This window comes from Bradyrhizobium manausense (genome assembly GCF_001440035.1).
GTDB lineage: Bacteria > Pseudomonadota > Alphaproteobacteria > Rhizobiales > Xanthobacteraceae > Bradyrhizobium > Bradyrhizobium manausense.
In genome coordinates this window covers 330,640-343,723 of record NZ_LJYG01000108.1, presented here as the reverse complement: position 1 = coordinate 343,723, position 13,084 = coordinate 330,640, and the positions used below count along the sequence as shown (strand labels likewise).

At 63.5% G+C, this 13,084-nt stretch carries 13 protein-coding genes; 5 read left to right on the top strand and 8 right to left on the bottom strand.

What is annotated here, in order from left to right; all coding sequences use genetic code 11:
* Window positions 1–146: 146 nt before the first annotated feature.
* Entirely contained in the window at window positions 147–1,277 is a 1,131-nt protein-coding gene (locus tag AOQ71_RS31670) for an acyl-CoA desaturase (protein ID WP_057756698.1), read from the top strand.
* Between the two features lie 212 nt (window positions 1,278–1,489).
* On the opposite strand, the gene AOQ71_RS31665 is transcribed toward AOQ71_RS31670, so the two are convergent.
* A complete protein-coding gene (locus AOQ71_RS31665; RefSeq protein ID WP_057755401.1) occupies window positions 1,490–2,713 on the bottom strand; it encodes a hypothetical protein in 1,224 nt (407 codons plus the stop codon).
* Window positions 2,714–3,022: 309 nt separating this feature from the next.
* Between AOQ71_RS31665 and AOQ71_RS31660 the strand changes: the two genes are divergently transcribed.
* From AOQ71_RS31660 to AOQ71_RS31645, 4 genes are all read left to right on the top strand, one after another.
* Window positions 3,023–4,402 (top strand): site-specific integrase, encoded by a 1,380-nt coding sequence (locus tag AOQ71_RS31660; protein ID WP_057755399.1) that lies wholly within the window; start codon window positions 3,023–3,025, stop codon window positions 4,400–4,402.
* 637 nt (window positions 4,403–5,039) lie between these two features.
* A complete protein-coding gene (locus AOQ71_RS31655) occupies window positions 5,040–5,345 on the top strand; it encodes a hypothetical protein (RefSeq protein WP_057755397.1) in 306 nt (101 codons plus the stop codon).
* Entirely contained in the window at window positions 5,342–5,800 is a 459-nt protein-coding gene (locus AOQ71_RS31650) for a hypothetical protein (RefSeq protein ID WP_057755396.1), read from the top strand. The genes AOQ71_RS31655 and AOQ71_RS31650 overlap by 4 nt, the downstream gene beginning before the upstream one ends.
* Window positions 5,797–6,324, top strand: a complete 528-nt coding sequence (locus AOQ71_RS31645; RefSeq protein WP_057755393.1) for a hypothetical protein — start codon at window positions 5,797–5,799, stop codon at window positions 6,322–6,324. Before AOQ71_RS31650 ends, AOQ71_RS31645 begins: the two co-directional genes overlap by 4 nt.
* Before the next feature lie 309 nt (window positions 6,325–6,633).
* Here AOQ71_RS31645 and AOQ71_RS31635 read toward each other — a convergent pair whose 3' ends face one another.
* The 7 genes from AOQ71_RS31635 to AOQ71_RS31605 form a co-directional block, all read right to left on the bottom strand.
* Window positions 6,634–8,253, bottom strand: coding sequence for a hypothetical protein (locus AOQ71_RS31635; RefSeq protein WP_057755389.1), 1,620 nt, complete (start codon window positions 8,251–8,253; stop codon window positions 6,634–6,636).
* Window positions 8,254–8,258: 5 nt separating this feature from the next.
* Window positions 8,259–8,867, bottom strand: coding sequence for a hypothetical protein (locus AOQ71_RS31630; protein ID WP_057755386.1), 609 nt, complete (start codon window positions 8,865–8,867; stop codon window positions 8,259–8,261).
* A 2-nt stretch (window positions 8,868–8,869) separates the two neighbouring features.
* Entirely contained in the window at window positions 8,870–9,145 is a 276-nt protein-coding gene (locus tag AOQ71_RS31625; protein WP_157083721.1) for a hypothetical protein, read from the bottom strand.
* Window positions 9,146–9,163: 18 nt separating this feature from the next.
* On the bottom strand, window positions 9,164–9,364 hold the full coding sequence (locus AOQ71_RS31620) for a hypothetical protein (protein WP_057755382.1): 201 nt from the start codon (window positions 9,362–9,364) through the stop codon (window positions 9,164–9,166).
* Between the two features lies 1 nt (window position 9,365).
* Window positions 9,366–9,698 (bottom strand): hypothetical protein, encoded by a 333-nt coding sequence (locus AOQ71_RS31615; RefSeq protein WP_057755380.1) that lies wholly within the window; start codon window positions 9,696–9,698, stop codon window positions 9,366–9,368.
* A 664-nt stretch (window positions 9,699–10,362) separates the two neighbouring features.
* On the bottom strand, window positions 10,363–11,049 hold the full coding sequence (locus AOQ71_RS31610; protein ID WP_057755377.1) for a hypothetical protein: 687 nt from the start codon (window positions 11,047–11,049) through the stop codon (window positions 10,363–10,365).
* 3 nt (window positions 11,050–11,052) lie between these two features.
* A complete protein-coding gene (locus tag AOQ71_RS31605) occupies window positions 11,053–12,999 on the bottom strand; it encodes a hypothetical protein (protein WP_057755376.1) in 1,947 nt (648 codons plus the stop codon).
* Window positions 13,000–13,084: the final 85 nt, after the last annotated feature.

Sequence of the window (13,084 nt, the reverse complement as noted above, 5' to 3'; positions counted from 1 at the left end):
CGCGACTGGTTTACCGGCCGCGGTTTTTTTACACCGGTTTGCGGGTTGGCCCGCACGTCGAAACAGTCGAGGTCGCGCGCGTGTCTATCAATGCCGGTTCGAACCGGGAATCAGAGCAGGAAACGGAGCACGGCCACGACGATGTCATGTATCCGCAGGTGCTGCCGTTCGTCTTGATTCACGCGGGATGCGTTGCTGCGATCTGGTCCGGCATCACGTGGCAGGCGATTGCAATGTGCGCCGCTTTGTATTGGGTGCGCATGTTCGGGATCACCGGCGGATATCACCGGTACTTCTCGCATCGATCCTACGCAACGAGCCGGGGGTTCCAGTTCATCCTGGCCTTCCTTGCCCAGAGCAGCGCCCAGAAGAGCGTGCTGTGGTGGGCCGCCAAGCACCGCCATCATCATCTGCATTCGGACACAGTGCAGGATGTACATTCACCCCGGCACAAGGGGTTTGTGTTCAGCCATGTCGGCTGGATCTTTTACCGGCAGCATGATGCGACCGACCTGGTGAAGGTCGCAGATCTGGCCTCGTATCCGGAGTTGATGTGGCTGCACCGGATCGAGCTGTTGCCTTCCGTCGTGCTCGCCGCGTTGTGCTTCCTTGTTGCCGGATGGTCGGGGCTCGTGGTCGGATTCCTCTGGAGCACGGTGCTGCTCTATCACGCCACGTTCTGCATCAACTCGCTCGCGCATGTTCACGGGCGCAAGCGATATGTGACCGGCGATGACTCCCGCAACAATTGGCTGCTTGCTTTGCTGACGATGGGCGAGGGATGGCACAACAACCATCACGCCTATCAGGCCAGCGCGCGGCAGGGTTTCCACTGGTATGAGATCGATCTCACTTATTATGTGCTGGTGGCGTTGTCCTGGCTCGGCATTGTCAGGGACATGAAAATGCCGCCCAGTCAGGTTCTGCGCAATGAGCATCGGCTGGGATCACGGGCGGTCAAGCAGGCGGCCGAGCAGCTCGCCGCCCGCTTCAACCCCGAGCACATCGCGCATGCGATCAGAACGTCCATCCACGAGACTGAATTGTCGGTCCGGGACACGCTCAGCCAGTTGCAGCATCAGGCCGATTTGCGCCTGTCCAGCATGCCGACCCGCGATCAGTTGCTGGCCGAAGCACAGCGCATGTTCGCCAAGACGATCTCCCTGGACGACATCGTCGACCGCGCCTACGAGCTCCTCAACGACTCCGTCGGGTTTCTCCTGGCCGCGCCCGCTCCAGTTTTGGCGACCAACGCTAAGTCCAGGGGGCGCGTTTAGCGCGGAGCGACCTTCCTCGACCATATGGTGAGCAGGGCAAATAAAAGGCGGCTTAGGCCTCCGCTCTCACCGCGTCATTGCGAGGAGCTCTTGCGACGAAGCAATCCAGAAATCCTCCGCGGAAAGATTCTGGATTGCTTCGCTGCGCTCGCAATGACGGTGATGGTTGGGGCAGCGCACCGCGAAGGGCGCTGCGCCCGGGGCACGAGACCTTACGACGCCGCCCTTGATGCATCCGCCGACAGCCGTGCCAGCAGCGACCTTGCCGTATCCGACGGCGACAGCGAATCCACCGATACCACGGGATCGCTGCGCATTTCGTGCTTGCCGTTCGACGTGTGCTTCATCACCGCCGACAGCCGGCGGGCGATCATGTGCGCCGTGCGGAAGTCGGTCTCGGCGAACACCACGATCACAGAGCCGTCCTTCTGCGCCGTGCCAAAGTCCATCTGCCGCATCAGCCGGCTGAGGATCCGAGCAGCATCGAGCTGCGCGCGCGGATTACCGGGATCGAAGGCGAAGCGCGCGACCGACAGGCCGCCGCCGCGGGCGAGCGTCTGCTCCACCGCCTTGGCGAAATCGCGCGCGAAGGCTTCTACCGTCAACAGGCCGCTGCGCGGATCGAGCCAGCCGCCGGCATCGATCGAGCGCAGCGTGCGGCTCAGTTGCGCCGCCATGGCGTGCTGGCGGATCAGGGGCAGCGCGTTGGCGGCGATCTTGGCGGGCTCGCCCGGGATCAGCTCGAGATTGGGCAGGTCGTAGCTCTGCGTGAGCTGGTGCGCGGTGACGACCACCGGCAGGTTGCGGAAGCGCGTATCCTCCGCGAGCACCGTGAGGAAGGCGTCGGTGACGCGCGGGGTGAAACCGTCAGACAGAACGACACCGTCGATCTCGCGCGTATTCAGATGCTTGGCGGCAGCCTCGATCGAGAGCGCGCCGACGACGCCGGTGCGTTCGCCGAGCGCAACCGATAGCGCGGGGTAGGCGGCGCCGCGACCTATCAGGAGCACGATGGCATCGCGCACCGGATCGGCCTCGGGCATCGCGACCCTCACTTCCGGCAGGCGGCGCAGCACGGTGGCGTGCAGCGTGCGGACGCGGATGGCGGCGCGCAGGCGCGCGATCAGGCGCTCGGCGGCATTGCTGCGTGTGGCGAAAGGCAGCGCATTGTGGGGCAGCGCGCCTGGCGCATCCAGCGCGACCATCGGCAGATAGAGCGGCTGATCGGCGATTTTCTTCGCGAGCAGGGGCATGTACGGCTCGTGCCCGCCGGACATCGCCGCAAGGACGGCGGCCGGCTGCACCTCCTCGACCGCGCGCGAGGCGCTCGCCCAATCGCTGTCGACAACAGGAAACAGACGCGCCTCGTCCAGCGCCGCAACGAAGGCCGGGCGCTCGGAATTGGACACAAAGAGGATCGGGCCCGCCTGGGGCATCAGGAAACTCGGATCACGCAATCGATGCTGCGCAATCTAGTCCGGCCGCCTTAATGCGGCGTCAATGTTCCCGGCAAAACTGCTCTCAAACCGGGCCGGAGCGATCGCGAAAAGCCTCAACCATCAGAGGGTTAAGCGAACGGCGTTCCCTGTGCATGGTACCCCAAAGAAACACCGAAACTACAGCAGCTTGGCGCAAATCGCGTTCCCGCCGGTTCCCGCAAATTCTTGCACTTTCCCGCCTTGTGAGGTACCCCGGCTTTACCTGAACCAAAGGCCTCAACCATTTTAAGGACGCAGGACCGCCCCATGCCCGTCGTCAAGCTGACCAAGACCGTTGCCGATAAAGCGGCCCCCAAACGCGATGTGGATGGCTGCGAGAGCGACCAATTCTTTTGGGACGTGGAAGTGCGGGGCTTCGGCTTACGCGTCAAACCGGCTCCCGCGCGATCTGAGCGGCCACCGACGAAAAGCTTCCTGATCCGCTACACGCTGCCGGACGGGACCGCTCGCCGGCATACCTTAGGCCAGTTCGGTCAACTCACGGTCGATCAAGCCCGCGAACTGGCGAAGTCCAAGCTTGCCGCGCTGCTGATTGACGGCGTTGATCCTGCGGCGGAGCGAAAGGCGGCACGCAAGAGCGCGACCGTGGCGGAGATCGGCGACGCATTCCACGCCATGGTCAAGGCGGAGAGCAAGGCCGTGAGCGAGACCCCGAACCGCAAGAGCGACTATGCACGGAAGCCCAAGACGCTAACCGCAGACGAATACCGGCTGGCGGTCTTGAAGCGGTCCACGATTGCCGACGAACGCGCTGCAACGATCACGACGGAGGCGCTTCAGCGTGCCACGTATCCCGGGATCAAGCGGAACCGCGATAGCGCGCCCACCCGCGCTTTTGACCGCCGCATGATGGGCTGGATATCGACCATGTTTGTTTGGGCCGTAGGCGAGGGGCTTCGCGCAGACAACCCGGCCGCTGGGCTGACCGCCGGCAAGGACCGCAAGCGTAAGTTCAGATTAGACGCGGACGGCTACCAGTGGCTTGGACGCGCCCTTGCAGTGGCCGAACGCGACGGGCTGGGCGACACCAGCCACAACGGCAACCGCGCGCCGTGGCAAGCCGTCCTAGCGGTGCGCGCCCTTGCGCTGTCGGGCTGCCGGCGCGACGAAATCCTGACCTTGAGAAAGCACGACATCGGGTTCAATAGCGGCGTGCTCCGGCTTCGCGACACCAAGTCAATCGGCGTCGCAGCCGCGCGAGACGGCGAGACCGACGACCGCCATGTTGGGACGGAAGTGCTGGCGATCTTGCGGCACGCCTTGGCACTGGCGGAGCAGACAGCCGGGGTCGACCGAAACGACCCGTACGTATTTCCGGACGCGCGCGGCGCCGGCAAGCACTACAGCGCCAATGCCTTGGGCAAATGGTTTCGCGCCGCGCTGAGGGACCGGCCGGCAGCACTAAAGGGCCTCAGCATCCATGGCTTCCGGCACTCGTTCATCTCGACAGCGGACGACATTGAGTTGTCGGATGTGACGAAGGGGCTTCTCGTCGGTCACGCAAAGAAGACGCAGACGGAAGACTATTCGCACAAGACCGCGGCTCAACTCCGCAACGCTGCCGACAAGGTATCCGGGGCCATTGCGGCGTGGTTGATGTATACGGGGGACCCCGCGGGCACTTGACGGCATCAGCGGGAATTCGTAGGAACAAGTCACAGGCACACGCCGGCCTGACGTTTGAAGTATTCGAAGTCTGAAGTCTTTCGGTTGACCCGGCGGCAACCGCGCACATTGCGCGCCACCGAAAGACGTCTCCCTTGCCCCGTGATCTCACGCGCGCTGAAGCCGCCGCCTACCTCACTACCAATCACTTCGCCGTTGCGTCAAAGACGCTCGCCAACCTCGCAACTGCCGGTGACGGTCCAGCGTTCTCCTATGCTGGCCGATATCCGATGTACGCCACGGCCGATCTGGACGCGTGGGCGCTTTCCAAACGTGGACCGAAGGTAACGAGCACGACCGGAGCGCAGCACGCGACCGGGGTTCGTCGTGGCTAAGCGAACGCAGTTCTACGTTGCTCAGCAACCCTGTCGGCAGTGCGGCGCCCCGTTGCGCTACGTCTCAAACCGCAAATGTCCGACTTGCACGAAGGCGCGGAGCCGCGAGCGCCGCGAGGATGACCCTGAAAAGACACGCGCAACCGGTCGAGCGCACTACGCGGCTAACCGGGCAACCGTGCTCAAGAAAGTCGGCGCTTACCAGAAAGCCAATCGCAAAGCCATCAACGCGCAAAGGCGCAAAAAGCAGAAGGAACTGAACCATGACTGACGAGCCTACCAACCTCGCCGCATTTCGCGACCGCAAGGAAGCCGAAGCCGTGCAAGCCGAAATCGCCGATCTGGACTGCGATCCGGGCGTTGTCGTCGCGGAAGCGATAATCGAAACGCTCAGCGCCGGCACCGCAAGACCGCTGGTTACGTCGTATCTCGCCGGCAAGAACGCACGCGACGGCATGGGCGAGCGAGCGAACGGGATGTCAGATGCTGACGTGCTCGTCATTGTGCTGGAGCAACTTGGCATCGGCGGGCGTTCGTTGGTGCCCGGCATCTCGCGGAGCGACAGGTGAACGCGGATAGCGCCATACACACCGCGCTCCACGAAGCCGGGCACATTCTAGCTTGCTTCGTGCTGAGCATCCCGCTGGCGTCAGCGACAGTCGTTCCCGATACCACCGGAGCGTTAGGCAGCGTCACCCCGGTCAACACGGACGCCATCCCGCTGCCGCACGCGGTCGCCGCGTTGGCCGCTGGGGCTGTGATCGAAAAAGACTGGCTGCGCAACGCAGACGTCGCCGATACCTGCCTTGGCGACTTCAAGTCGGTCCGCGGGCTGCTGGAAGCCCGCTTCGGTACCGTGTCGGCAGACGAGGCCTCGCAGTGCTTCTTCGCCGGGATGGCTCTTGCGAAGTCGCTGCTGACCGGTCGCGACCGCGAGTTGACAGAAATTGCGGTAGCGCTGTGCGAGAACCATACGCTAGACTCTGAGCAACTGAGTGATCTCAAGAGGAGGCTTTTGCAATGAGCAGTACCGAGACTGAACGGCTAGCCGGCAGGATCAACGCGGCCATTGACTGGCTGAAGTCGAATTGGCGGATGCTGGCGGCCGCAGCGGTCACCGCCATCGCCGTTCCTGTACTCGGCTTGCCTTGGTGGACGCTTCTCGCGTTGAGCGCGCTTTTTTGGGTAGGCTTTACCATCTGGGCACTGGCTCGCGACCTCGCCGCTCCGGCGTTGTTTGTCCTCGCTGTCATCGGTGGTGGGGCGTACTTGGTTTGGGTCTACGACGTGAGTGCAAGCACCGTTTGGAGCGCCGTACACAGTCCTGCAGCGCTCTACTCGGCCGGCTTAGCAGCGGTCTTGGTCGCCGGTTGCGTGCTATACGGGGTGGCGGCTGCCTTCATGACCACTGTCGCGGATAGGCTATCGCCGCTGACCATCGCGCTGGCTGCCATCGGACTGGTTGCCGCAATCGTGACCGTCTCGGAGATGACGCAGGCCACGCCAGCGGTCCATGACTACAGGCAGTCGCAACATGCGGTGCGCTAACGTCATGCTCCGTGCAACCGTCCTCGCGACCGTCGCTCTGCTATCGACACTGTCGACCGTCAGCGCTGGCATGAGCGGCAAGTCCGATTACGCGAAGTGCTCAGCCACCGCGAAGGCGAGGGACCCGCGAGCAGCGCGCGGCTTGGGCGTCATAGGCATTATCGTAGGCTGTACCAAGCGCGTTTACGACAGCGACGGCCACGGCGCGTTGCCCGAACCGCAAGCAGCGTCGTGGCCCGCAACGGAACCGGTCAACTACGTCTCGTGCTACCACCCCGCAGACAGGACGCTTGACTTGCACCCCTGCCGCTAGCCCCCGAACCCGTGCGCCATGAGGCTTTCGCCGTACAGGTCGCTCGTGAGACTGGAGAAGTCCGTTGGTTGCTGGGGGACCGCCTGCGGTTGAAGCCCAAACAGTTTTGCGATGTCGCTGCCGCCGAAGCCGCCCGTGCCGAAGCCATCGAACCCGCTGCTGTTGCTGAAACTGCCGAAGTCACCGGTTCCGACGCTTGCCTGACCGGTTCCTGGCGCGCCTCCGGTCCCGGGAGTGCCGCCCGTACCGTCACCCGCTCCGATGCTATCGCCCGTGCCGAAGCCGAACCCGCTGCTGTTGCTGGCAACCGCACCGGTCCCAACGCTTGCGCTCGCCTGACCGGGAGCGGCTGTTGCGTCTGATCCGATACCGAAGCTGCTGGCGACGTCCGCTTGCGATGGTGCTGCCGTGGGGGCTGGGTTCGCTGGGGCCTGCGGTGCAGCGGTGCCTACGTCGTTGAGCCCGAGTGCAACGCCCATGCTGTTGTCAAACCCCATGGTGGCAGGACCGATGCCAGCGGTCCCGGGCGTGCCGATGTTCGGACCGACGCCAAAGGCACCCATCTCGCCCAACGCGGACGTGGCCGTACCAGCGATGTTGCCGAAATCCGTATCAGCCGGCGTGCCGATGCTACTCAAACTGCCGGGGCTTGACGCGATACCCAAGCCAAGATTGCCGAACGCACCGACGCCCATCAGGCCGGTCATCTGTGCGGCCGTCAGCGCTGCGGGGTTTGTGTTAGTCGCTTGCGACGGCGGTGCAACCGCCGTTGACGGCGGGGCGAGTGTCGGAGCCGGATTTGCAGGCGCGGGCGGAGGTGGGGCCGGCGGAGGGCTGAACGGAGCAATTGCCATCGCTTGGGAGATGACCGCCTGCGTAATCGAGTTTGGTGCGCCCCGCTGTGCCGCAACGGCCTTCGCCTGCGCTATAGCCTGATTGTACTCTGCCTGCGTCTTAGCTTGCGTTAGCTGGGCTGTCAGAGACGTGAAACCATGTTCCGCTTCGGCAATCTGGGCGTTCGTGGCGAACGAAGCAAAGCCGCCCAACGCATTGGCGATTGCAGTGTGGGCCTGCCCTTTCGTAGCGGTCTTGGCTTCCGCCGGGCCGATGCCAAACAGCGACATGGCGATGTTGCCGATTGCATCGCCGATGGAGCCAGCAAGTGCCCCGAAGCCGGTAGTGGACGCGCCAGTATCCGGGCCGGTGTCGTCGTCGCTGCTGACCGAGCTTGCGTGCCCCGGTGCGCCTGTCGGGCCCGGAACAGCAACACCTATTGCGTCGGGTGCCGTGATGCTGATGGCCGGTAGTGAGGTCGGGTCCGTTTGTGCTTCCGCGTCGTCGTCGGTAGCGGTTGCCGTGCCGGTGTCCGCCGCTGGTGCGTTGTCGCTCTCGCTCGCTGCGGATGCGCCGGGACCGTTGTCGCTGGACGCGGAGCCGCTATCTGACGCGCTCGCGCTGCCGTCGCCTCCGCCGCCGTCGCCTCCACCCCCACCTCCGCCGCCGTCGCCACCGCCACCCCCGCCGTCGCCACCGCCGCAAGTGAGGAGGAAGCGAGCGGCATAGTCGCGGCCGATCAGCGTGAGAAGGTCGTCAAGCGTTTGCGTGGTACCGAACATTGGTCTCAACCTTGAATTCCGAACTGCGAAGCGATGTCCTGCGGTCCGGCGGTCTTGCGGACTCCGTGGCCGGCGAGAAAATCCTGCATCATGACCGGACGGCCGGAGCCCCGGACCGCGATATAGCGGCGAAGGATTTGCTGCGCAGCCTTTGGCGACAGATTGCCGTCGTATGCCGGCAGGGCCTTCGCGAGCTTGTCCTTCGCGCCCTTGCTCTTGTGGTGGCGACCTTCTGCGATCGCGTTCGTGTTCGCATTGAGGACCCTACGGGCTAGCGGGTCGTTGTAGGCCAACGCCTCAAACGCGGCCTTCGCTTCCTTGCCCCTGTCGCCCCCGGCGTTGACCACGTCAAGCAAACCGGTCTTGCCCGTGGCCTTCACCAAGCGGCGGTGGCGCGCGTCCAGCATGGTTAGCTGACGGTCCATAGCCTCGCCGACTTCGCCCGGAAAGTATTTCTTCGCCGCGGCCTTGGCGACCTTCAGCGCGGCGTCTGCGTTCTTCCGGTGCGCGGCTGCGGCTTTGGTGTCGCCGCGCGCCAGTGCATCGCGTTGCTGCAGGAGGCTGTGGGCCGCAAGTATGTGCAGCTTATCGAGTTGCGCGGCGACCTGTTGCATGATCAGCCTTCCTGTTGCGGTGCGGTGTCAGGACCGAACTGGCTCATGCCGGTCGGCATCGCACCCGACACGGTCGGGCCGACGTCGTTCGGGTCGATATTCGACGCCAAGCCACCGCCGCCGGCAGCCGACAGCGCGGATTGATTGGCGCGACGCCGCTCGACTTGCGCCGCACCCTTCGTCATCCGATGGCCCTTCGGCCGGGAGGTGCGGGTAGTAGAGTGACCGGCTCCGGTCTTTGCGGCACCCCAGCCGCGACGTGCGTTGACGTATGACATGGTACGAGTTCCTTTTCTCTACAGCACGCGACGATTTGCGTACGACCAAAACCCGGGAACGTTGATCGGTACCGCGCCCATGCCCGTGTCATCCCAGTTGATGGTAATTCGATCGTTCGCATCGTCCCGCGATACGACCGTGCCGGCGGTCATCTTCCCTAGGTTCAGGTAGAACACCCGATCCCCCTTCGCGAGTGCCGCCTTCTCTGCGTCTGTCATCCTACTTCCCGCTGGAGCGCTTCGCCGGCTTGGCACCGAAGGCCTTTGCGGATTTCGCGAGCCCCGGAGCCTTGGCGGTTGCAGCCGGCTTCAGGGCGCTTTTCTTCGGCTTGTTGCTGGCAACCACCACAGCCAGCGCCGGGACCGGAATGTCAACATAGCGAGTGCTCTCTTTGCCTTCCCGCTTCTCCTGCAAGTCCGCTTTCGCGTGGTGTAGCGCGGCACGTGCACGAAGCAATTCAGCCTTCGCGTTCAGTGCGTGCGCTTGCTGGCGATGCATCAGGACCTCGCCTTTCGGCATCACCGGTTTGCGGTCCTTCTCGCCGAACGTCATATTCTTAGCCATGTTCCAGTTCCTTTCCTTCGGTAGAAGCGCTAAGCGAAGATCCAAGCGATCTTGTCGCCGGGATTAACGAAGATGTCTTCGCGACCGAACGACGGGTCGTAGTATCGGCGCGGCCGCGCTGAGAGACATCAACATAAGCGCCGGGTTGACGTCAGTGGTTGCCGGCGGACATGAGACCGTTGATGTACCCGCCGCGGCCATCGTTTGGCTGGCAAGAGTCTTGTAGGGCAGGGCCGTATCACCGTTGCGATAGGTGCCGCCCCCAGCGGTTGCGTAGCTGAACGCGACGTGTACGCCAGAGAGCGTCGCGGGTGTCCACGCGATACTATCGCCGATGTCAGCAAAGATGTCTTCGCGGCCAAGGCTCGGATCATAGTAGCGCCGCGGACCGTTGACGGCATCCGGCGACGGTCCGACCGCGTAGAAGACTGTCGACGACGCGTTGACGCTGGTGAGCACCGGAGACGCGAGATCGTACGATCCGGGCGCCGTAATGGACAAAGTCCCCGCGCTGGCCGTGTTCTGTGACGCGGTCGCGGCGTACGGCAACGGCGTCGGACCGGTGCTGTACGTACCGCCGCCCGTTCGCGCGTGACCTACGGTGACGTGAATTCCTGAGAGTGCCATGACGTCTATCGATCCTGCATCAGCGTTAAGAGCGAACGAACCTCAGCCACTGTGCCCCAAGGCACCATTCGCGCCAGCGCTTGTCGACTTGCTGCGCACGTGCGAGGACCGCGCTGACGCTAGCGGGGTTGCGGCCGTAGCTGCTCATGACGGTCATGCCAAGCAGAAGTGCCGCGTCATGCGCGCCTTCCGGGGGTAGCGCAACGATATCGCTGCCATCGGTCGCGGTCAGTGGCGAGATGCGACCGCCAACGTCCAAGAGGATAGCGGTTGCCTTGCGCGGCGGCTGCCACAACGTGACCGTGACCGAACCGTCTACCTGCCGCTCCTGATGCCATTTCGTCGGAAGTCCGAGAAACGTGGTGCGCACGACGTCAGCAATCGGCGCCTGTTGCGTTTCGCGGTTCACTGTCGGGCTGACATCGTTGCACCAGATGTCCTTGATGCCCACGATGTCGGACTGCACGAGATAGCTGCTGGACGCCGTACCGATCGAAAACGAGTAGATGCTACCCTGCACCCCCGCGGGGACTGTGGCCGTTATTCTCCGCATAAGGTACTGCGCCGCGCCGTGCATGTGCTCGTTGCGCAGCAAGTCGTTCAGAATGGCGACGTTGTTTGCGATGTCGGCAGGGCCGGGCTGTTCTGTTTGGTCCAGTACGCCATACAAGCGGAGCGCGGTCGTGACGATGGATGCTGCTGTTGTGGACATGGGTTACGCTGCCTGCGGTGCGGGGAACTGGAAGGCTTGCGGTTGTGCTGGTGGCATCAGCATCGGCGCGCCACCCGGCCCACCCATCGGTGGAGGAACTTGCGGACCGCCCGGCGCTTGCGTTGGTGGCAGTAGCCCCATCTGACCGGCGGTCTGCATGAGACCCAGCAACTGCTGCTGCGTGTCTGTCCTGACCGCGCCGGCCCTCGCGACGTCCAAGTACGCAGCCGCCAACGCCTCGACCATGCTGACCTGAAGCTGAGCCTTCGCAATCTCGTGCTTGTTCTGGATTTCCTGCATCTTGATTTGCAGCTCCGGCGGCATCGGAGCCGGTCCCTGCGGCGGAGGTGCGATCAACGCTTCCGGGTTGCGCGTGTACGACAGTTCGAGAAACCGCTTCAGCGCCTCTTGCTGGTTGGCGTGCGGGTTCGCCATGAGTTGAGCCATGACCGCAATTTGCCGGTTGCGGTCCTGCTGCGTCGCCATGTTCGGGTCAGCTGTCAACTCGAAAACCGAAGCCGGGTCGACACCTTCCGGCAGTTTGTCGAGCGCCCAGGCCATGTAGGCAAAGGCTTTTAACTCCGCCGTGACCGCGTTAAGCACGCGACGGTACACAGCCGATTGAGACGCCGCACCGGTCTGCGTCAACGCATTCGCGAGCGTGGCTGTCATGCTTGCCGGCGAATTCTCCGCGGCGTTGAGACCGCCGGACTTACGGTCAGCAACGGTCATCATGTACTGAAGCGCTTGGACCGCAGCCGGCGAAACTTGCCGCACGGGGAACATCTGCAGGACTTCGTTGATGTTGCGACCGTCCGCGCCCGGGATGGTCGTGATGCGGTTGCCCTTCAGTTCGATCTTGCTCGGCAACGCAGCGCCACCGAACGCGACGCCGCCGTTTTCCGAAGCGCTTTCCGCAGCGTCAATGATGGCCGCGTACAGCCGGTTTATGGCGCTTTCGTCGTTCACAAGCAGCGAGTAGTAGCCCGGCGTGAAGAACTTTCCGTCGAGCGACTGCCGCGTGCGATACGGCGTATAACGCAGGAAGGGGCGGAAGACCGGGTCACCGTCGATCATGACGACGGTCTTTTTCGTCCAGCGCGGTTCGATCTTGACGACGCATGGAGTCTTGCCGACACCCGCGACCGTGACCATGTACGGTTCGCCGATATCGTCGCCGTCAAGGTCCAGCGACATGTCGACTTCAAGCGTCTCCTGCGCCTCTTGGCCAGCCATCTCGTCGTCGTCAAAGTTCGGTTCGAAATCAACCCAATGACCGGTTGCGATCTTGCGCATGATGTCGTTAGGGTACTGCCAATCGCGATGTGCAACGCGTGGGGTCTTGTCGAGCCGCTTCGTCTTGGCGTTGACGATGACGCTCGTTCCGGTCAGCCACTCGCTTTCGAAGCCTCCCGTGATCGTCGAGAACGAACGCTTGCGCCAAGCCAAGCCGGTCAGCGTGGCATGACCCATCAAGTCGTCAGTGTCTTGGGCCCACATGGGATCGACCGCGCGCACCTGATCGGAAACCCACTTAGCTAAAGCTTCGCCGCCGCTGTTGCTGGCGCGAGCGATGTCGGGCGTAGAGAACAGTTGACCGACCGTGTGTGCCGACGTCTGCGCGACTGCCGTGCTGATTAGGCCTGTCGACGGTGGTTGCTTCTCGCCGCTGCCGCGCTGTTCGTCATCGGCGGAGCTTGCCGACGTGTTGCGCTCGTGCGCCGTGGACTCCATCGCAGCTTCCGCCTGCGACAGGAACTCGCTCATGCTGTCTTCGTCGGTCTTGACGAGTCGAATAATGTCCTCCGCCAAGGACCGCAACACGCCAAGGTCGCCGCCCTCAGTCACGTCGCCGGACTTGTTCCGCTTGATGCCCGCAAGTTGCTCAGCAACGTTGCCAAGGTCTTCCGGCTTCGTCAGGTCGATTTTGATCGGGTCGAGGTCAAACACGACTAGGTGCTCCGTTCCTTTGGGCTTACAGGTTCTTCACGTCAGCCCATGACCGGGCGCGTTTTGATTGCGCCGCTGCGGCGGG